This window comes from Pseudomonas fluorescens, assembly GCF_004683905.1.
Classification (GTDB): domain Bacteria; phylum Pseudomonadota; class Gammaproteobacteria; order Pseudomonadales; family Pseudomonadaceae; genus Aquipseudomonas; species Aquipseudomonas putida_A.
The window spans coordinates 2,453,383-2,472,028 of sequence record NZ_CP038438.1 but is presented as its reverse complement, the minus strand read 5'-3'; the positions used below and the strand labels follow the sequence as shown (position 1 = coordinate 2,472,028).

Sequence of the window (18,646 nt, the reverse complement as noted above, 5' to 3'; positions counted from 1 at the left end):
CTGTCCTGCCCACCCGCAATCACCTCAGCGCCCCCCGACCGTTCATCGCAAATACCTCCTCACCTGTAATTTCTGACAGTAGCCAGAGCCGTCATCTTCAGCGCTGAATAACTCCATGCCCTTTGTCTCCCGACAGTTCGCTTGGAGTTCCGTCCATGCTCGTTCCGCCCAAGAAGAAAATCTCTGCCCCCCATTCATTGCTGGACCCGATAGTGCTCGGGCGCCTCCTGCCTTCCGGCCAGTGGGGGATCAACCGGGCGGCGGTGTTCACTTTTCCCGACCTCGGCCTGCTGGTCGTCATCCCCGTCTGGGCCACCAAGGCTGTCGGCGATACCGTCAAGCTGCTGCTCAATGACCGTGAGGTCGACGGGCGTCCCATCATTGACCAGACCGAGCTCAAACAACCGACCCTCTTGTGGGTGGCTCCCCGTCATCTGCAGACAGGTCCTTACCAACTCACCTACGAAATCAAACAGCCCAATCAAAAAGAAGAGCGTCCGGACAAGCCCCTCAACCTCTTCGTCAAACTGGAACTCCCCGGTGGCCAGGACATCGACCCGGACCCTGGTCACTCCAACCTGTACATGTACATTCCCCCGGAAATCGTCAACGGCGGGGTGGACAAAGACGTTGCCGAAGCGGGGGTGCCGATTGTCATCAGGTCCGAGTCCGGCAGCGGCTTGCCTTACCCGGACATCGCGGAGGGCGATGTCATTCATCTCAGTTGGGGTGGCTTTTTTGAGTATTCCACACCGGTGACCCAGGCGCAGATCAACGATCCAGCGGCAAACCCGATATTAATCACGGTCTCCAAAGCCACTATTAAAGAGGCTGGTGACACCGACCTCTTCGGTCTGGCGGTCACCTTCAAGGTGCGCGACATCGTCGGCAATGAATCGGAAGACTGGTGCAAGGAAACCCGCATTGTCGTCACCACCGGCATCGACCTGCTGGCCGCACCGATTGTTCAGGAGGCCGTCAACAACAAGCTCGACGCCGATAAACAGGGCGATAACGACATCACGGTGCATGTCACGGCCGACCGACCAGACTTCGAGATGAATGACATCATTCACTTGACCATGTTCGGCACCACCACGGAGGGCGAAAAAGTCGAAGTCACCGCCCTGCCCCAGACCGTCGACAATATCCCGCATAACTACGAGTTCAAGCTGTCCATTGCGGCCGTGCGTAAACTGGTCAATACCCAGGTCAGTTTCTTCTATCGGCTGGAACGCAGCGGCAGCAGTGACCCGTTAGGCTCAAAAAGGCAGTTTGTACAAGTCACCGGCGCAGCCCACCGCCTGGCCGCACCGATCATCGAAGAAGCCGAGGGAGAATTCATCGATCCCACGAAGACACCCATCAACGTCCGCATTCCGTTCGATCCGGCCATCGAGTACGGCATGGGCATCGAGCTGTTCCTGTTGGGTAAAAGCCCGGACGGCAGCACCTTCCTGCCTGAGTTGGAGTGGCACATTCCGGAGGAGGATGAAGTCGAGAATCCCGAAGGTTTTGTCATCACCGTCGATGACTACAACCTCAAGCTCCTTGACGGCGGAACCCTGAAGGGGTGGTACGACCTGCTGATAGCCGAAGGCGACGAGATCCTCAGACGGGAGTCGCTGCACACGAAATTGCTCAATGTGGGTGAACCGAAATTCGAGCTGGACGCCCCCATTGTCCTCGGGGTGGCGAACGGCTTCCTCGACCCGGCCACACTGCCCGGCGGTACCAGTAAACTGACCATCCCCAGGCCTGTGGTGAAGCCATGGGTAGCCAACGACGAGGCCACCTGGAAGTGGGTGGGCGACATCTCCGGCGAGGAACCCGGGTCCCGCACATTCAATGCCGTAACCGCCCAACAAGACTGGGTCATCAACCTGGACGCCGCCTTCGTCGCCCAACACATCGAACCGAACCGCGGCGGCAAGATCACCGTCCGCTACCAGCTCTGGCGCCATGCCACAAATGAGACCAGCCTCTCGAATCCATTGGTGTTCACCGTGGGCGTCGCGCTGGATCTGCTCGCCCCCTCTATCAAGGAGAACAACGGCGACAGCGCACTCAACCCGCTGCTGGTCAGGGACACCTTGACCATCGTGGTGCCGGACAACAGCGCGTTGCTGCCAACTGATGAAATCAGCGTCACCTGGACTGGCGCACAGGGTACGCCCGCAGGCGGTTCGCATACCTCTGCTCCTCGGCCGCTGGGCAGCAACCGGGAGTTTGCGATTCCGAATAGTGTGGTCGCGTTCAACCTGAACAAAGATGTGAAGGTGTCCTACGTCGTCATCCGCGACAGCAAGCCGCTGCCGTCCCTCGTCTTTGATTTGACTGTGTTGAGCATGCCGCAGAATGAACTGCTCAAACCGATCATCAAGGACGCGGACAACGACGGCGAAGGCCCGGAGTTCAACGTAGGGAATCTGACCAGCAATGCCACCTATCGCATGGGCGTCTGGCCGTTGATTGCCACAGGCCAATATGTCTGGCTGCGCCTGAAAGGGACGAACGCTGATGGCAGCAACTACAACCTGCAGATCCATACGGCACCGGGTTCATACGTCACTGATCAATGGATCGCGCAAGGTTACTACGAGCGAAGCATCGCCCTTGAAGGCTTGAAAAACCTCAAGGATGGCAGCCCGTTGACCATGGAGTTCAAAGCCGCGTTCGGCAAGAGCACGGATGAGAGCGAGGCGGTGCCCTTCCCCGTGCGCACTTACACGATCAAAGCGGTTGAGGATGTGCGGCCAGAAATTACCGGTGCGGAAGACTCCAAAGGGAATGAGATTCTCCCGGGCGGCACGACTGACGACACCTCAATCACTCTTGAGGGCACCGGAGCTGTAGAACAGGAAGTGGAAATCTTCGACGGTGCTACCTCCACTGGCAAAAAGCCCAAGTCCGATGACAAAGGCATATGGACGGTTGAACTGACTGGGCTGACAACTACAACGCATGTGTTCAAAGCCAAAGCGTTGTATGGCGGCGGGAAGGAGTCGGAGGTGTGGACGTTGACCGTGACGGACAGCACTGCACCGATTTTCGTCGACCCTTCGAACATGTTTCTTCACGGGGTGCGACTGATCAATGACTACGGATGGGCTCGAAAGCCTGAAACGGAGTCAGTACGTCGGCGTGAGGCAACCGGCGGCGTCCCGCCCTATACGTACACATCGACGGATCCAGCCATCGCAAGCGTAACCAATGACGGGATAGTGACCGGCCTCCGGCAAGGGTGGACTGTCATATCGGTGAGAGACCAGAATGGCGCCCAAGCACAATTCCCCGTCCAATGCACCGAAATAAAAATATACAAGGTAGTGAGGTCGTCGACCCCCGTGCCCGGAACCTACGCAGAGATTTCTAGATGGATAGCCTCAGTTGGAGGAGTGACCACTGAGATTCTCATCCGCACATTGATGAATCACTTCGATATCGAATACCCAGACGCTAGTGTTGTACTGAATCCATCCGAGCCACACGCCCCATGGCCGTACTGGGCTTATTACTTCCACTCCCCGGACTCCGACATCATTCGCGTTATATCTGCGGTATCTCCCGAAAATAAACGCTTCGACTCCTCTTCATTGCTCTCGCCCCCCCAACGAGTCTCCGGATACGTCCTCGCGTTAGTCCCTGTCTGACAGGACTCAAGGCCTCTGATTATGAACAGGAAGAGGACGGATTTATTTGATGGCAATTGCGAGCAGGCTCACACCTACAAGGCATCTTTGCCGGTCACATAACCTGTGATCAACGAAGATCCACTGTGGGAGCGGGCTTGCTCGCGAAGAGGCCAGAACTGTCAGCGCCTATTCCTTTGGCACAACATTATCCAGCACCTGATTCACCGCCAACTCCCCCAGCATCACCACCTGCGCAATGCCCAACACCGTGTTACGACTCGGCCCCTCCAGCGTGCCGGCGAAATCGCCGAGCATCACCGTGGCCGAGGCCAGTGATTCGCAGGCGTTGGCCAGCAGGGATTCGGTGTCGGTTTGTGGATTGACGAGGAACATGCTGCTGGGGGTGTATGGCGTTGCCATGATTTGCGCGGGTGCGAGGTAGTGGTCGAGGGCGCGTTCGGCGGCTTCGTGGAGTTTTCTGGAGTTGAGGGATTCGTAGGGTGATAGCGGGTCTGTGGTCGGTGGGTTGGGCTTGGTTTCGGACATCAGCTGGAACTCCGATCGAGGCACTTTGAAAGGATTACTCACTGTAGGAGCTGCCGCAGGCTGCGATCTTTTGATCTTGATCTTGAAAAACAAAATCAAAAGATCGCAGCCTTCGGCAGCTCCTACAGGGGGACCGGGCAGTTAGTTCGGCACGCGGCGGCCGTCCAGTACCCGGTTGACCATCAGTTCACTGAGCATGATCACCTGATGCAGCATCAGCATCGCCCGGCGCTGTGAGTGGTCGACGACATCGCCGATGTCGCGGGCCATGTCACTGGCGGCCGCTAAAGATTCGCAGGCTTCGACGAGCAAGGTTTCTTCGTCCACGGTGGGGTCGATGAGGAAGATTCTGTTCGCCTTGCATGACGAGATTGAAGGGATCGAGATCTTCAGGGCGCCGGGGTTGAGGTAGAAGTTGATGGCACGGTCGGTCGCGGCTTTTATCTTCTGCGGGTCGAGGGCTGGGTCGTACGGGATCGAAGTGTCCGGGGGGTTGGGTGTGGCTTTGAACATGGATGTACTCCTATTGCAGTTATTCAGGAGCCATCACTCTCGCTACCAAACGAGGGGTGGTGGCCATACGCGGGTTGGTAGACCGGCTGCAATAGGAACCCGGCGCTCACGAGTGAGCCCCACGCATGACCACCATAAAAACGAGCCCCACAAAGGGACTGCAAAGGTGTTGCCATACAGCTATTACAGACGGGCTACCAAACCCGATCACTGATTTTCAGTGACAGGGAAACGATAAGCCCGTCGCATAGCCGTGTAAGCCGGCGGATTCTGGCGTACGCGTAGGTAACGGCGCAAGGCGTTGTAGCCGTTATGGCGTAACGGTTCGTGTACTTTAAACGTGGTTGCGGGGTTATGTTTATGTGCGGGGTTTGCTCTGTTGTTTTGATGTTGTCTGGCAAGCCGCTTTCGCGAGCAAGCTCGCTCCCACAGTTGGAATGAGTGCATTCAGTGGGAGGGTGATCGTCTTGTAGGCCGCCATCGCTGGCAAGCCAGCTCCCACAATTTGACCGAGTGTATTCAGTCAGGGATTGGTCGACTTTGAGGCCGCTTTCGCGAGCAAGCCCGCTCCCACAGTTGGATTGCGTGCATTCAGGTGGGAGTTGGTCGGCGGGTAGGCCGTCATCGCTGGCAAGCCAGCTCCCACAGGAATTTGTGGTGGGTCAGGGGGTGGATGGACGCAACACCAGCGCAAACAGTTCGCCATGCCCGGTCACATTGAGCTTGTGATAGAGATTGCGCCGATGCACCTTCACCGTCTCCGGCGAGATGCCCATCTGCTGGGCGATGGCCTTGCTGGAAAAGCCCTGCAGAATCAGCCGCGCGGTGTCGACTTCGCGGGTGGTCAGGCGCGCATCGAAGCGATCGAGCAGCGTTGCCAGATCCCCCGCCACCGGCTCGGTGCCGGTCCCTTGTGGCGGCAACAGCTGCACGTGTCGGCGCATCGCCGCCAACACCCAGTCGCGCACACACAGCAGACGGCCCTGCTCCGCCAGATCGAAAGCCGTCGAGCGTCCGAGTGACAGGCCAAGCACGCCGCCCTCGATGTTGATCATGAACTGCAACTCGTCCTCACCGACCACCGAGCGAAAGTAGCTCTGGTAATACTCGCTGTGCAGAAACTGGTCCGGCGCCACCGAGGCCAGGCTGTGCAAGCCGTCGGCGATGCCGGTCGAGGCGGTTTGGTAGAACGGATCGAGCAGGTACATGCCAGCGGTGTAGCTGGCCAGTTCTTCCTGTTCATCGGCGCGGCCCTTGCTGTCGAAGTCGATCAGCAATTGCGGTGCCTGCCCCGCCTTCATCAGCGCCACCAGCGCGTTGTCCAGCGGCACCAGCAGGCGCAGCGTGTCGACCAGCGCGCGCCAGAAAGCGTCCTGGCCGACGGCGGCAAACACCCGCGCCAGACTTTGGTGCACCGGCAACTCCTGCAACAACGCGTCCACGCTCTACCCCTTTTGAGTAACCCATGATGGGAATGGGTCAGGCGTGCCCGCCCCGATAGGCTGAGCACTCCTGTCAATCACCGGCCTGCCGCAGGCCAGGAGTGCCGCATCATGCGTTGTCGTCGTGGCTATATCAACCGGGGCATCAACCTTGGCCTGCTCGCCTGTTTTGGCGTCGCATCCGTCGCCAGTGCCGCCGATGCGCCGAGCGTGCACGTTTACAACTGGTACGACTACATCGGTCCGACGACCCTCGCTGACTTCAAGCGCGACAGCGGTATTCAGCCGGTTTACGACACCTTCGACAGCGCCGAAGTGCTCGAAGGCAAACTGCTGACCAGCCGCAGCGGTTACGACGTGGTGGTGGCGAGCAACTTCAGCCTGCCGACGCTGATCAAGGCCGGCGCCCTCGCCCCGCTGCCTCGCGATCAACTGCCGGGCTGGAACAATCTGGACAGCGATCTGCTGAGCAAACTGGCCAACAACGATCCCGGCAATCAATACGCCGTGCCTTATCTGTGGGGCACCAACGGCATCGGCTACAACGTCGACAAAGTGCGCGCCGCGCTCGGCGACAAGGCGCCGCTGGATTCGTGGGATCTGGTGTTCAAGGAAGAGAACCTCGCCAAGCTTGGCCAGTGCGGGGTGGCGATGCTTGATTCGCCGTCGGAAATGCTCCCGGTCGCCCTGCACTACCTGGGCTTGCCGCCCAACAGCACCAACCCCGAGGACTACCAGAAAGCCGAAGCGCTGCTGCTCAAATTGCGCCCGCACATTGCCTACTTCAACTCGTCGAAATTCATCAGTGACCTGTCCAACGGCAACATCTGCGTAGCGGTCGGCTGGTCCGGCGCAATGCTCGAAGCCAAAACCAACGCCGAACAGGCCAACAACGGCGTGAAGATCGCCTACAGCCTGCCCAAGGAAGGCGCGCCGGTGTGGTTCGACACGCTGGTGCTGCTCAAGGATGCGCCGAACCGCGCTCAGGGTCTGGCGTTTATCGACTACCTGCTGCGCCCGGAAGTGATCGCGCCGGTCAGTGATCACCTGTCGTACCCCAACGGCAACCGCGCCGCGACGCCACTGGTGGCTGCGGCCACCCGGGATAACCCGGCGGTGTATCCGTCGGCCGCGGCGATGGCCACGTTGTACACCCTGGAACCGCTGCCCAAAGCCACCGAACGCGTGCGTACGCGGGTGTGGAGCAAGGTCAAGAACGGCCAGTAACCCCAACACATTTCCCTGTGGGAGCGAGCTTGCTCGCGAATGCGTCGGGTCAGTCAACATCTCCTTTGAATGACACACCGCCTTCGCGGGCAAGCCGCGCTCCCACAGGGTTTTGTGTTCAGTCCCGCTCATTCATTTCTGCCTTTTTATAGAGAGACATCCCATGAAACCTCGTGCCCGTGACCTCAACATCCGCATCGGCCAACTGCAACCCGGCCCACTCAACGCCATCACCGACGTCCCCGGCGTGCGCGTCGGCCACAGTAACGTGCGTGGCCGCAGCGACAGCGGACGTGACATCTGCACCGGCGTCACAGTGATCGAACCGCGCCGCGGCTCGACCAACCAGCAACCGTGCTTCGCCGGGGTGCATGTGCTCAATGGCAATGGCGATGCCACCGGCCTTGAGTGGATTCGCGAGGCCGGGCTGCTGACCAGTCCCATCGCCTTCACCAACACCCACAGCCTCGGCGTGGTGCGCGATGCGTTGATTGCGCTGGATCGCCAACAGCAACCGGACGACGGGCGCCTCTACTGGAACATGCCGGTGGTGCTGGAAACTTTCGATGGCTTGCTCAACGACATCAATGGTTTTCACGTCAAACCCGAGCATGTCGCCGAGGCGCTGAATTGCGCGCATGACGGTGCCGTTGAAGAAGGCGCCGTCGGTGGCGGCAGCGGCATGATCTGCCACGAATTCAAGGGTGGCATCGGCAGCGCCTCACGCCGGTTGAGCAGCGCTCAGGGCGGCTGGACGGTGGGCGCGATCGTCCAGGCCAACCACGGCATTCGCAGCGAGTTGCGGGTCGACGGTTATCCGGTGGGTCGCTACATGGAGCAGGTAGATTCGCCGTTCCTGCGGGCTTCGCTGCCGCATCCGGGCATGGGCTCGATCGTGGTCTGCCTGGCCACCGACGCGCCGCTGCTGCCGCATCAATGCACGCGCCTGGCACAGCGCGCCAGCCTCGGTCTGGCGCGCAGCGGCGGCGGTAACGAAGACCACAGCGGCGACATCTTCATTGCCTTCGCCACCGGCAACGAGCAGGTGCCATCCGCCGCTTACGAGGGTAAAGGCGCGCCAACCTGCGACGGCTTGCGCATGGTCAACAACGACCACATCAGCGAACTGTTCCTCGCGGCTACCGAGGCGGTCGAAGAAGCGATCATCAACGCCCTGCTCGCCAGCGAGAGCACTGCGGGCAACGGGCATGCAGTGCCTGGGCTGGATAAGGAAATTCTGCTCGCCGCCCTCGCCAAGGCCGGCTGGCCCGGCGCCCGCTGACCTGTAGGAGCTGCGGCACGCTGCGATCCTTTGATCTTGCTTTAAAAAAATCAAAAGATCGCAGCCTTCGGCAGCTCCTACAGGAGGTGCGACTCAGGTGAACATCTGGGCGCCGATATGTCGCGCCGTTTGCAGATGCTCCTGCGGATCACGCACCTCCGACTCCACCATCAGCGTCGAACTCACTACCGTCGCCCCGCTGTAATCGAAAATCCCGTGTTCGATCTGCGCCTTCATCGCCGGGCCATAACCGTGACGTTCGTAGGCGCGTTCATCGGCCCCCGCAAGCCCGACCAGATGCACGCGCAGGCGCTGCAGCTTCCTCACATGCTTGAGGTCGCCAGCGAAATCAAACGCCCAGCCGTTGCTGAACACCCGATCAATCCAACCCTTGAGCAACGCCGGCATCGACCACCAGTACACCGGGAATACCAGCACCAGAGCGTCGGCCCGATCAATCCGCGCCTGTTCAGCCAGCACGTCGGCTGGCGGCTGCGCCTCACGGTGATGCACGGCGAAATCCGCTGCGCCGAACACCGGCTGAAATCCCTCGGCGTACAGATCGGCGATTTCCCGGGTATTGGCAGGGTTGGCGCTTGTCAGGCCCTCGGCAATCTGCGTTGCCACGCTGTGGGTCAGCGAACGCGGTTCGTGATGCGCCACAACAATCAATGCGTGCATGGTCATTCTCCTGTAAGTTTGCGCTGACCAAGGGCTATATACTCTTGGTAAGTTACGAACAGTAAGTTACGTTTGGTATATAAGCGATGTCAACCATAGAAATGACCGAAGCCGATTCCCCTGCCCAGCCGCGACGTCGCCTGTCGCGCGAAGATCGCAACCGCCAGTTGCTCGACGTCGCCTGGCAGATCATTCGGGCCGAGGGCACCGATGCCCTGACCCTGGGTTATCTGGCGGACAAGGCAGGGGTGACCAAACCGGTGGTCTACGACCACTTCACCACTCGCTCGGGCTTGCTCGCGGCGCTTTACCGGGACTTCGATACGCGCCAGACCGCGGTGATGGACGCTGCCATCGACCAATGTCCGCCGACACTGACCGCCACCGCGACAGTGATCGCCACGGCGTACGTCGATTGCGTGTTATTGCAGGGCAATGAGATTCCTGGAGTGATTGCCGCGCTGGGCAGCACGCCGGAGCTGGAAAAGATCAAGCGCGACTACGAGGCAATCTTCCTCGAAAAGTGCCGCAGTGTGCTGCAACCGCTGGCTGCTGGCGGGGAAATCACCCAAGCCGGTTTGCGCGCGATGCTCGGTGCCGCCGAGGCGTTGTCGAATGCTGCCGCCAGTGCTGAAATCAGTGCCCGGCAAGCGAAGGACGAGTTGTTCGCGACCATCATCGCGATGGTGGAACGGGCCGCCGCCCGTGCGACTAGCGGTACTTGAGTCGGCCCCCGCGCGTTCCCATGATGAAGGTACGCAGGCGCTTCACTCCTGAGCGACTGCGTAGGGAACGGGTGTTCTGAACCCCAAATCAAGCCTGTTCCCTGTTTCATGCGCAGCTTGAGCCTCATGGGCTCTACTTCTCCCCATCAAAGAGCCTTGAGGCTCTTTTTTTGTCCGTTTTTTGCGCCGGACTCAGGACTCAGTGCAGCGTCAGGCGCTGACGGACAAACTCTTCGACGTGACGGGTAGTTTGATCCAGATGCCGGTCGCGCTGTTTTTCCGCATCGAGCATCGCGCGCTTGCCGTTTTTCTGCAGCAGGTAGGTGTGGATCTGCTGCACTTCCAGCGAGCGATAGATCGGTGTGGTGTCGATGAAACCGCGCAGGCCATTGCTGCGGTAATGCCGGGTGCTCATCAACACCTGGGTTTCGCGCGCGCCGATCACCTCGAAACCCAGCGCCTCGAAGTACGGCACCTTGCCGACGCTGCAGGTCAGTTCGGCGTGCGGATAACGGCTGACCATCTCGCCGATCATCGCCCGCGCCACGCCCTGGCGCCGATAGCCTTCGCGCACGGCCATGTAGGCGACGCTGCACGCTTCCCAATCGCCTTGCACCGGCAGGTACAAGAGGAAACCGGTGACCCGCTCCGGGTCGTCCTCGGCCGTCGCCACCAGCAATTCCACCTCGGTGCCCTTCTCACCATTCAGCGCCTCCAGATACAGATGCACCTCATAGCCGACCGCGTACTGATAGACGTTGTACAGCAGATTGCTCGGGCCAAGACCGACCGCGCTGATGTCGGTGAGGTAATCGACCACCAGTTGCAGAATCTGGCTGTTGACGCTTTCGGGGCATGGGGATTTGTAGTGGGTGATGCGTGGCATGACAACTGAACTCCGGCGGAAAACCGCGACATCATACCGTGTCCCGACGCCTGCCACTGTCGCAGGAAATACCGAAGCAAGCTGACGGTTGACCTGAAGAAAATTTCATCTGCCAAGGCTCGGATCTTTCGCCGATTTAGCGTCCAATTCTTCAGCTGCGTTCACTTTTTTAACGCAGGCCTTGAGGAGTTCACATGAACGTTTTGCGTTCTCTGTTCAAATGGCGGCAAGCCTTGTTGCTGGTGCCGCTGACCCTGGCAGCGCTGGCCAGCACCCCGGTGTTTGCACAACCCCCGGTTTACATTCAGCAGGCACCGCCGCCGATGCGCATGGAAGTGATGCCCGGCCCGCGCCCCGGTTATGTCTGGGATCAGGGCCATTGGCGCTGGGAAGGACGCGGCTACGTGTGGATGCCCGGTCATTGGCAACCGGTGAGGTACGGCGCGCACTGGCGACCAGGCCACTGGCAGGCGCGCGGTCCTAACTGGTACTGGGTCGAAGGCCACTGGGCCCGTTGAACCCGCTCGGCAACAACAACTTATCTACCGGGAAGACCACCATGTCGCGAAACCTGAAAACCCTGCTCGCCGCCTCACTGGTCGCGATCACCCTGTCGGGCTGCATTGTCGAACCGGTACGGCCGCATCGGCCACCACCGCCGGTGGAAGTCGTGCCGGTCATGCCAGCGCCCGGTTATCACTGGGTCGCCGGTCACTATCGTTGGGATGGACGTGAGTGGCGCTGGGCACCGGGACATTGGCGCGCCTACTGACCTGAGCGGCTGGCGTCACTGCTGTGGCGCCACTACCTTGAACTTGATCGCGATGTCGTTGGACACCACAGTGTCCGTCCACTCCCCCGCCCCGAGTCCGAACTGGTCACGCTTGAGCACCAGCTCACCGTCGAAAATGCCGATCGAACTGTCCGGTTTCAGCTCGACCGGCACCTGCACCTCGCGGGTGATGCCCTTGAGGGTGAGCTGGCCGGCGATCAGATAATGATTGCCCGTGACCCGGGTAAAACGGCTGGACTCGAACACCGCCACGGGAAAGCGCTGCGTATCGAACCACGCCGGTTTCACCAGTTCGGTGTTGGCGTCAGTGCTGCCGGCGTCGATGCTGTTCAGGTCGATGTGCAATGTGGTGTGGGCGCCGGCGAGGTTGTCGCTGTCGAACTGCAGTGTCGCGTCGAACTTGCCGAAGGTGCCGTACATCAGCGAGCCCATCTGGTTGTAGGTAAAGCTGATCTGGCTGGCGGTGGTGTTGACGCGGTTGTATTCAGCGGCCTGCGCCGCGCTCGTGACGCACAGGCAGGCAAACAGTGCCACAGCGGTGAATCGGGCACGCATGGGATTCTCCGGACGGGGCAAACCTTCGAGGCCTCGACTGACTTAAGCAAACAACCGGCGAATGCGCCATGTCATTTGTCTGCCGGTGTGGCTCGGGCTCAGACCAGCCGCTCGATCTTCTGATGCTGCCAGACCAGTTTGTAATACAGCGTCTGCAACACCAGCATGCCCAGATACGCCACCGGGAACGCCATCCAAACGCCCTGCAAACCGTACTGACCGTCCAGCCAGTAAGCCGCCGGCAACTGCACGCCGACCACACAGACAATCGCAATAATCACCGGCACCAGCACCGTTCCGCTGGCGCGCATGATGCCGCCGATGATCGCCTGGAAGCCGAACACCAACAGGCTCCACAACATGATGTGCAGCAAGTGCTCAGCCATCGCCCGGGTCGAATCTTCGGTCAGGAACAGTCCCAGCAACCAGTGCGACAACAGGTAACCGAGCACAATCAAACCGCCGGTCAGGCACACGTTGATCAACAACCCGGTGCGCAGGATCGCTGCCAGGCGTTGCAGTTGCCCGGCACCAATGGCCTGGGCGCCAAGGATCGAGGCGGTGATGGCAATCGACAGCGCCGGAAACTGCACGTAGTTGACGATCTGCGTCACCGCGCCATAGGCCGCTGTCGCCTGCGAGCCGTGCTGGTTGACCAGCGCCAGAATCACCAGCTCCGACAGCGACAACACAATCATCTGCACCCCGGTCGGCAGGCCGATGCGCAGCACCTTGCCGAGAATCGCCGCGTCCAGCCGCAGTGCCGCGAAGAACTCGCGGTCCGGCGCCAGCGGATGGTCCTTGCGAATCAGCCGCCACGCCAGCCACGTCATGGCCGACAGGTTACCGGCCAGACCGGCGAAGGCGGCACTCTGAATGCCCAACTGCGGCAGACCGAACCAGCCACGAATCAACGCCGGGGTCAGCGCCAGCCCGACCGAGGTCGACACGATCAGCGCCAACAGTGGCGACACGGTGTCGCTGACTCCGCGCAGCAATTGCGTGAACAGCACAAACACCAGCATCGACGGCAGAATCCACATCATCACATGCGCATACGCCACTGCGTCGTCCAGTACATCCGCCGGCGTTCCTAACCCTTGCAATGCCTGACGCGCAAACACGCTGCCGAGTACCGCCGCCAGCAAACCGATCAACACCCCCAGCAACAGCGTTGCCCCGGCGATCGCCTTGACCATGTGTGCCTCGCGCGCGCCCCACGCCTGGCCGATCAACACCCCGGCGCCCGCGCCCAGGCCGATCACCAGCGCGATAAAGAAAAAGATCACCGGAAACATCCCCGACACCGCCGCCAGCGCTTGCGTACCGAGCATCTGCCCAATGTAAATGCTGTTGACCGTGCCCGACATCGATTGCAGGAAGTTGGACAACACCATCGGCGCAAGGAACAGCAGGTAGGTTTGCCAGAGCGGTTTGATGGTGCTGGGGGTTTGCATTGAGGATCGTTCTCGGGGTGGGAGATGCGAGGGATATTACGCTAGATGGGCGGGATAAAGTCGGTCGACATCGCCTCTGCTCAAGGCTTAAATGTCGGCACTATTTTTTGTGGAACGCGCCTGCCCATGACTCCGTTGCGAAATGCTCTGACCTGTTCCCTGCTGGTTCTGTTCAGCCACACTGCCGGCGCCGCCGAGCCCCCTGTTTCCTCCGAATCGTTGCGTCCGTTGCTGACAACCTTGAACGAACGCCTGAACATCGGCGACCTAGTGGCGCTGACCAAATGGGACAGTGGCAAGCCGATTCAGGACAGCCCGCGCGAAGCCCAGGTCATCGCCAATGCCCGCACCCTGGCGACCGAACACCAACTCGACACCGAAGAAGTCGCCCAGTTGATCGCTGCACAAATGGAGGCAAACAAACTGGTGCAGTACGGATTGCTCGCGCAATGGCAGGCGGCTGGTGCGGCGCCGGACACGCCGCGACCGGATCTGGCCGGGCAGATTCGTCCGCGCCTGGACGAGCTGCAAACCCGCCTGCTGCGCCAGTACGCCGACTTCGCGCCGCATCGCCGCGACCCGAATTGCCCGGTCTGGCTGGCCAAGGCCCGGCAGGGCCTGACACACGACGCACTGCATGATCTGGCCCTGACCCGCGCCACCGGAGAACTATGCATTCGGGCGCAGAAGCTCTGAATCCGGACTTGCGGCATACATCGCTGGCGTCGATAGTCACCATCACGCCAATGAAGTTCTCATAAAAAATCCGCGGCGTAACATCAGCTCCATACCAACCCAATACACCCCGGAGCACACGATCATGAAACGCCAAACCATCCTCGGCATCGCTTTCTCGGTTCTTGCAGTTAACGCTTTTGCAGCAACACCCGTTCACACCTTGGTCGCTGAAGGCGGCTCGGACAAGTTGATTGAAAGCCGTCTGGCTGAAGGTGGTTCTGATCGTTTGCTGGAGCGCCGTGTCGCTGAAGGTGGCTCGGATCGTCTGCTGGAGCGCCGTGTCGCTGAAGGTGGTTCGGATCGTCTGCAAGAACGCCGTGTCGCTGAAGGTGGCTCGGATCGTCTGCAGGAACGCCGTGTCGCTGAAGGTGGTTCGGATCGTCTGCAGGAACGCCGCGTCGCTGAAGGTGGTTCGGATCGTCTGATCGAAAGCCGCAATGCATAAAACAACGGCTCTAAAGCAGTCAAAGAAGCCCGGCCTGATCAGCCGGGCTTTTGCATTTCGTCGTTTGCTGGCGTGGTTCTTTTCAACAACCCGCGTCAGAAAGGATCTTGCCTTGTAGGGCATTGGCGAAACTTCCGACGGTGCTTATCCGAAGCGACCGACTGGCAGCCCGACGCTTAATGCGCATACCATGCGGCCACAACGTCCAAACAGAATTTGCCTGCCCATGCTCAAAGCCAGTCTGCGAAGTCACCTGACCCTCTGGTTCGCCGGTTTGTCCCTGCTGACCCTGGCGATCGTCGGCTTCTATGTCGGGCATATCGCCACCGAACAGATGAAACAGGTCAGCGGCAATTCACTGCTCAATACCGCGCGTTCTGCGGCAACGTTGCTCGGTGACCAATTACGCGAGCGCCAGCTGGAGGTCTACCTGCTCAGCCGTGCGCCGCATCTGGAACGCGGCGACCTCGACAACCCGGCGATTCTCAAATCGATGCAACTGCGCACCCAGGCCCGGGCCGAGTATGCGTGGATGGGCGTGACCGATGCCGATGGCCATGTGCATCAAGCGGTGAATAATTTGCTGGTCGGGCAATCGGTGCAGCAACGGCCATGGTTCCAGGCTGGCCTGCGGGGTGAGTACACCGGTGACCCACACGAAGCGGTGTTGCTGGCCAAACTGCTGCCGGGAACGCCCAACGGCGAACCGCTGCGTTTCATCGACTTCGCCGCCCCGATCCGCAACGCCGACGGCCAGGTGATTGGCGTGCTGGGCGCGCACGCGCACTGGAGCTGGGTGACGCGTATCGTCGAATCGGCAGCGTTCTCGCATAAAAATGCGTCGCCGGATATCGAAGCGCTGATCATCGATCACGACGGCAAGGTGCTGTACCCGGAAGCCCTGATGGGCCAGCAACTGGCGGTGAATGATTCGAAGTCGCCGGGCTGGTCGGTCGGCAACGGTTACCTGACCAGCATGGTCACCGTACCGACGCCTTCGAGTACGGCGTTGTCCTGGTCGATTGCCGTGCGCCAGCCACTGGACACCGCTCTGGAGCCGGCGCGCCTGCTGCTCTATAAATTGTTGCTGCTGGGTGTGGCCGCCGCCGTGGCATTCGGGCTGGTGGCGTACTATCTGGCGCAGTATCTGAGCCGGCCGATCGAGCAACTCGCGCACTCGGCCAAACAGGTGCAGAACCAGCAGCCCGGCGCACACTTCCCGCTGCAGCACCCGGTGCGGGAAATCGCCCAGCTTGGGCAGTCGATCGACGCCATGACCCGGTCGCTGCTGGCCAAGGAGCGCGAACTGCAGGAAGCCAACGCCTCGCTGGAAGCCACCGTAGCCCAGCGCACCGCGGCACTGATGCAGGCCAATGCCGACCTGTTGAACCTGGCGACCCACGACGCCCTGACCGGCGTCTACAACCGTCGCCGCTTCGATGAAAAACTCAGCGAGTACAGTCTGCTGTTCCGCCGCACCGGGCGACCGTTTGCCCTGCTGCTGATCGACGCCGATCACTTCAAGCGTATCAACGACACCTACGGCCACGCGATTGGCGACGACGTGTTGCAGCAATTGGCGCAACTCATTCAGGTCAGCGTGCGCGCCACAGACTTCGTCGCCCGTTATGGCGGCGAGGAATTCGCCGTACTGCTGCCGGAAGTCGCCCAGCCTGATACTCCAGAGGTGGTCGCCGAAAAGATCCGTGTCGCCGTGGCCCAGGCGCACTTTCCCGAGATCGGACAGGTCACGGTGAGCATTGGCGTCGCGCTGGCCGACCCGGCGGACAACAGCCACACGATGCTGATCAAACGTGCCGACCAGCAGCTGTATCAGGCGAAAGCGGCGGGCCGTAATCAGGTGGCTTGATCAGCCCTCTTTGACTTCGCAAATGCCGTTGGCCTGGTTTGCCGGGCCGGCCGAGCAAAATCTTTAATTGGAGAACTGCTGCAGATACGCCAGCAAATTATCGATCTTCTCCTCGTCACTCAGCCCCCAGAAAATCATTCGTGTGCCCGGCACCACGCCCTTTGGATCTTTCAGATACGCCGTCAGCGTTTCGCGGTCCCAGGTCTTGCCCGAATTTTTCATCGCCTCGGAATACACGTAATTGGCCGAGGTGCCGGCCGCTCGACCGATGATGCCGTTGAGTTGCGGGCCGAACCCCGGGCGCGCATCCGGGCCAACCTGGTGGCAGCCGCCGCACAGGCGCGGGAAGATCTTTTCGCCGGCCTGCGGATCGCCTGCGGCGCGGGTGGTCGAGCTGAACAGTACGGCGGTGGCGGTCAAGGCAAGCAAGAGTGCAACGGTGTTTTTCATCTAAGGTTCCGGAACGGCTTGAATCTGGCTGCGCAAGGGTAACATCTGTCCCTCGGGCCTTGTTTTACAGGTAAGCGGCGATGACCTTCCTGACGGTGGTCAAGGCCTGCCGCAACACATCCATTTCCACCGAACCCAGGGCCAGTCGAATCGCATGCGGCACATGCGCCGATACGGCGAACGGCTCGGCCGTGGTGACCGAAATCTGCTTCTGCATCAGCTCCACCACAATCTGATCGGCACGCACGTCTTCCGGCAAGGGCAGCCACAGGAAATACGAGTTCGGATGGGCGACGCATGGCAACCCTTTGAGCAACTCGGCAGCCAGTGCCTGGCGCGCCTGAGCATCGTGGCGTTTTTGCGCTTCCAGTTCGATCACGGTGCCGTCGTCGAGCCAGCCGCAGACGATCGCGGTCATCAGTCCCGGGGTGTTCCAGGTGGTTGCGCGAATCACCCGCTCCAGTGCCGGAACGTGGGCCGCAGGCGCAGCAATGAAACCGACGCGCAGGCCGGTGGCGATGTTCTTCGAAAGGCCCGAAACGTAGACCGTGCGCTCAGGCGCCAGGTCGATCAGAGGACGCGGCGGGTCTTCCACCAGAAAAGCGTAGGCCGCGTCTTCGATAAGGGTCAGATCATGCCGCCGCGCGATGGCAGCCAATTCTTCGCGCTGCTCGATAGGCATCACCCAACCAAGCGGGTTGTGCAGGGTCGGCATGCTGTACACCGCACGCACCGAGCGACTGCGGCAGAGCTTTTCCAGCGCGGCCAGATCCGGCCCCTGCTCGTTGACCGGGATCGCCACCACTTCCAGATGCAACGCCTCGGCCAGCACTTTGAACCCGGAATAGGTCAGCGCATCGGCGGCGATCACATCGCCGGGCTTGAGCAACGCCATCAGCGTCACCGCCAGCCCCTGCTGGGCGCCGTTGACCAGCAGTACTTGTTCGGCGTCGACGTTGACACCGCGACTGAGCAAATGGCGCGCGACCGAAGCCCGTTCGTGGGCCCGGCCGGCATGGGGCTGATAGCGCAACAACGCTTCCAGATCTCCCGACAACGCCAACTGGCGCAGTGCGGTGCGCAACAATTGCGTCTGACCGGGCAAGGACGGGTAGTTGAAATTGAGGTCGATCATGCCGACGGCCACGTCTTTCTGGTCGATGCCCTGCCCCGGCGACAACGAGGTTTCGCGCACGAAGGTGCCGCGCCCGGTTTCGCCGCTGACCAGCCCCATGGCTTCGAGTTCGGCGTACACCCGCGAGGCCGTGACCAGCGCCAGGCCTTCCTGCGTGGCCAGTTGCCGGTGCGTCGGCAGACGGGTGCCGGGCGCCAGACGTCCGGTGCGAATGTCGGCGGCGTAAGTGTCGACGAGGGTCTTGTAGCGAGAGCGGGACATGTCGG

Annotated in this window: 18 protein-coding genes; 9 read left to right on the top strand and 9 right to left on the bottom strand. The window is 60.8% G+C overall.

The genetic code is table 11. The features are described from left to right. Positions 1 to 155: 155 nt before the first annotated feature. Positions 156 to 3,653 carry a hypothetical protein gene (locus tag E4T63_RS11135; RefSeq protein WP_135295469.1) on the top strand — a complete coding sequence of 1,166 codons (3,498 nt, stop codon included), beginning with the start codon at positions 156 to 158 and terminating at the stop codon, positions 3,651 to 3,653. A 168-nt stretch (positions 3,654 to 3,821) separates the two neighbouring features. Here the strand turns inward: E4T63_RS11135 and E4T63_RS11130 are convergent, their stop codons facing one another. From E4T63_RS11130 to E4T63_RS11115, 3 genes are all read right to left on the bottom strand, one after another. Continuing rightward, positions 3,822 to 4,181, bottom strand: a complete 360-nt coding sequence (locus E4T63_RS11130; RefSeq protein WP_135295468.1) for a DUF6124 family protein — start codon at positions 4,179 to 4,181, stop codon at positions 3,822 to 3,824. Positions 4,182 to 4,322: 141 nt separating this feature from the next. Further along, entirely contained in the window at positions 4,323 to 4,694 is a 372-nt protein-coding gene (locus E4T63_RS11120; protein WP_135295467.1) for a DUF6124 family protein, read from the bottom strand. 662 nt (positions 4,695 to 5,356) lie between these two features. Next, positions 5,357 to 6,136 (bottom strand): helix-turn-helix transcriptional regulator, encoded by a 780-nt coding sequence (locus E4T63_RS11115; RefSeq protein WP_135295466.1) that lies wholly within the window; start codon positions 6,134 to 6,136, stop codon positions 5,357 to 5,359. A gap of 111 nt (positions 6,137 to 6,247) precedes the next feature. On the opposite strand from E4T63_RS11115, the gene E4T63_RS11110 reads away from it, so the two are divergent. Next, entirely contained in the window at positions 6,248 to 7,363 is a 1,116-nt protein-coding gene (locus E4T63_RS11110; protein ID WP_098968189.1) for a polyamine ABC transporter substrate-binding protein, read from the top strand. Between the two features lie 163 nt (positions 7,364 to 7,526). Then, on the top strand, positions 7,527 to 8,645 hold the full coding sequence (locus E4T63_RS11100) for a P1 family peptidase (protein WP_135295464.1): 1,119 nt from the start codon (positions 7,527 to 7,529) through the stop codon (positions 8,643 to 8,645). Between the two features lie 93 nt (positions 8,646 to 8,738). Here the strand turns inward: E4T63_RS11100 and E4T63_RS11095 are convergent, their stop codons facing one another. Further along, positions 8,739 to 9,326, bottom strand: a complete 588-nt coding sequence (locus tag E4T63_RS11095) for an NAD(P)H-dependent oxidoreductase (RefSeq protein ID WP_135295463.1) — start codon at positions 9,324 to 9,326, stop codon at positions 8,739 to 8,741. 86 nt (positions 9,327 to 9,412) lie between these two features. On the opposite strand from E4T63_RS11095, the gene E4T63_RS11090 reads away from it, so the two are divergent. Then, on the top strand, positions 9,413 to 10,051 hold the full coding sequence (locus tag E4T63_RS11090; protein WP_135295462.1) for a TetR/AcrR family transcriptional regulator: 639 nt from the start codon (positions 9,413 to 9,415) through the stop codon (positions 10,049 to 10,051). 199 nt (positions 10,052 to 10,250) lie between these two features. Here the strand turns inward: E4T63_RS11090 and E4T63_RS11085 are convergent, their stop codons facing one another. After that, the gene (locus tag E4T63_RS11085) at positions 10,251 to 10,937 is read right to left on the bottom strand and encodes a GNAT family N-acetyltransferase (protein ID WP_098968185.1); all 687 of its coding nucleotides are present in this window, start codon (positions 10,935 to 10,937) and stop codon (positions 10,251 to 10,253) included. Positions 10,938 to 11,131: 194 nt separating this feature from the next. On the opposite strand from E4T63_RS11085, the gene E4T63_RS11080 reads away from it, so the two are divergent. Beyond that, positions 11,132 to 11,455, top strand: a complete 324-nt coding sequence (locus tag E4T63_RS11080) for a YXWGXW repeat-containing protein (protein WP_097088058.1) — start codon at positions 11,132 to 11,134, stop codon at positions 11,453 to 11,455. A 41-nt stretch (positions 11,456 to 11,496) separates the two neighbouring features. Beyond that, positions 11,497 to 11,709, top strand: coding sequence for a YXWGXW repeat-containing protein (locus E4T63_RS11075; RefSeq protein ID WP_027614713.1), 213 nt, complete (start codon positions 11,497 to 11,499; stop codon positions 11,707 to 11,709). 15 nt (positions 11,710 to 11,724) lie between these two features. On the opposite strand, the gene E4T63_RS11070 is transcribed toward E4T63_RS11075, so the two are convergent. Further along, positions 11,725 to 12,285, bottom strand: coding sequence for a YceI family protein (locus tag E4T63_RS11070; RefSeq protein ID WP_135295461.1), 561 nt, complete (start codon positions 12,283 to 12,285; stop codon positions 11,725 to 11,727). Between the two features lie 98 nt (positions 12,286 to 12,383). Beyond that, the gene (locus E4T63_RS11065; protein ID WP_027614711.1) at positions 12,384 to 13,742 is read right to left on the bottom strand and encodes an MATE family efflux transporter; all 1,359 of its coding nucleotides are present in this window, start codon (positions 13,740 to 13,742) and stop codon (positions 12,384 to 12,386) included. Between the two features lie 126 nt (positions 13,743 to 13,868). Here E4T63_RS11065 and E4T63_RS11060 point away from each other — a divergent pair, with 126 nt between their 5' ends. The 3 genes from E4T63_RS11060 to E4T63_RS11050 all read left to right on the top strand — a co-directional run bounded on the left by E4T63_RS11060 (position 13,869) and on the right by E4T63_RS11050 (position 16,795). Further along, on the top strand, positions 13,869 to 14,438 hold the full coding sequence (locus E4T63_RS11060) for a chorismate mutase (RefSeq protein WP_135295460.1): 570 nt from the start codon (positions 13,869 to 13,871) through the stop codon (positions 14,436 to 14,438). 124 nt (positions 14,439 to 14,562) lie between these two features. Next, complete coding sequence (locus E4T63_RS11055) at positions 14,563 to 14,925, top strand: hypothetical protein (protein ID WP_135295459.1); 363 nt, start codon at positions 14,563 to 14,565, stop codon at positions 14,923 to 14,925. 226 nt (positions 14,926 to 15,151) lie between these two features. Further along, complete coding sequence (locus E4T63_RS11050; protein ID WP_027614708.1) at positions 15,152 to 16,795, top strand: sensor domain-containing diguanylate cyclase; 1,644 nt, start codon at positions 15,152 to 15,154, stop codon at positions 16,793 to 16,795. A 63-nt stretch (positions 16,796 to 16,858) separates the two neighbouring features. Here the strand turns inward: E4T63_RS11050 and E4T63_RS11045 are convergent, their stop codons facing one another. Together E4T63_RS11045 and E4T63_RS11040 are read right to left on the bottom strand one after the other, a co-directional pair. Then, complete coding sequence (locus tag E4T63_RS11045) at positions 16,859 to 17,245, bottom strand: c-type cytochrome (RefSeq protein WP_027614707.1); 387 nt, start codon at positions 17,243 to 17,245, stop codon at positions 16,859 to 16,861. Positions 17,246 to 17,309: 64 nt separating this feature from the next. Next, complete coding sequence (locus E4T63_RS11040; RefSeq protein WP_096795617.1) at positions 17,310 to 18,641, bottom strand: PLP-dependent aminotransferase family protein; 1,332 nt, start codon at positions 18,639 to 18,641, stop codon at positions 17,310 to 17,312. Positions 18,642 to 18,646: the final 5 nt, after the last annotated feature.

What these genes read in the sequence shown, in the direction of transcription:
- E4T63_RS11135 (WP_135295469.1), top strand. Translation starts at nt 156, where the DNA reads ATGCTCGTTCCGCCCAAGAAGAAAATCTCTGCCCCCCATTCATTGCTG.
- E4T63_RS11130 (WP_135295468.1), bottom strand. Translation starts at nt 4,181, where the DNA reads ATGTCCGAAACCAAGCCCAACCCACCGACCACAGACCCGCTATCACCC.
- E4T63_RS11120 (WP_135295467.1), bottom strand. Translation starts at nt 4,694, where the DNA reads ATGTTCAAAGCCACACCCAACCCCCCGGACACTTCGATCCCGTACGAC.
- E4T63_RS11110 (WP_098968189.1), top strand. Translation starts at nt 6,248, where the DNA reads ATGCGTTGTCGTCGTGGCTATATCAACCGGGGCATCAACCTTGGCCTG.
- E4T63_RS11100 (WP_135295464.1), top strand. Translation starts at nt 7,527, where the DNA reads ATGAAACCTCGTGCCCGTGACCTCAACATCCGCATCGGCCAACTGCAA.
- E4T63_RS11095 (WP_135295463.1), bottom strand. Translation starts at nt 9,326, where the DNA reads ATGCACGCATTGATTGTTGTGGCGCATCACGAACCGCGTTCGCTGACC.
- E4T63_RS11090 (WP_135295462.1), top strand. Translation starts at nt 9,413, where the DNA reads ATGTCAACCATAGAAATGACCGAAGCCGATTCCCCTGCCCAGCCGCGA.
- E4T63_RS11085 (WP_098968185.1), bottom strand. Translation starts at nt 10,937, where the DNA reads ATGCCACGCATCACCCACTACAAATCCCCATGCCCCGAAAGCGTCAAC.
- E4T63_RS11080 (WP_097088058.1), top strand. Translation starts at nt 11,132, where the DNA reads ATGAACGTTTTGCGTTCTCTGTTCAAATGGCGGCAAGCCTTGTTGCTG.
- E4T63_RS11075 (WP_027614713.1), top strand. Translation starts at nt 11,497, where the DNA reads ATGTCGCGAAACCTGAAAACCCTGCTCGCCGCCTCACTGGTCGCGATC.
- E4T63_RS11070 (WP_135295461.1), bottom strand. Translation starts at nt 12,285, where the DNA reads ATGCGTGCCCGATTCACCGCTGTGGCACTGTTTGCCTGCCTGTGCGTC.
- E4T63_RS11065 (WP_027614711.1), bottom strand. Translation starts at nt 13,742, where the DNA reads ATGCAAACCCCCAGCACCATCAAACCGCTCTGGCAAACCTACCTGCTG.
- E4T63_RS11060 (WP_135295460.1), top strand. Translation starts at nt 13,869, where the DNA reads ATGACTCCGTTGCGAAATGCTCTGACCTGTTCCCTGCTGGTTCTGTTC.
- E4T63_RS11055 (WP_135295459.1), top strand. Translation starts at nt 14,563, where the DNA reads ATGAAACGCCAAACCATCCTCGGCATCGCTTTCTCGGTTCTTGCAGTT.
- E4T63_RS11050 (WP_027614708.1), top strand. Translation starts at nt 15,152, where the DNA reads ATGCTCAAAGCCAGTCTGCGAAGTCACCTGACCCTCTGGTTCGCCGGT.
- E4T63_RS11045 (WP_027614707.1), bottom strand. Translation starts at nt 17,245, where the DNA reads ATGAAAAACACCGTTGCACTCTTGCTTGCCTTGACCGCCACCGCCGTA.
- E4T63_RS11040 (WP_096795617.1), bottom strand. Translation starts at nt 18,641, where the DNA reads ATGTCCCGCTCTCGCTACAAGACCCTCGTCGACACTTACGCCGCCGAC.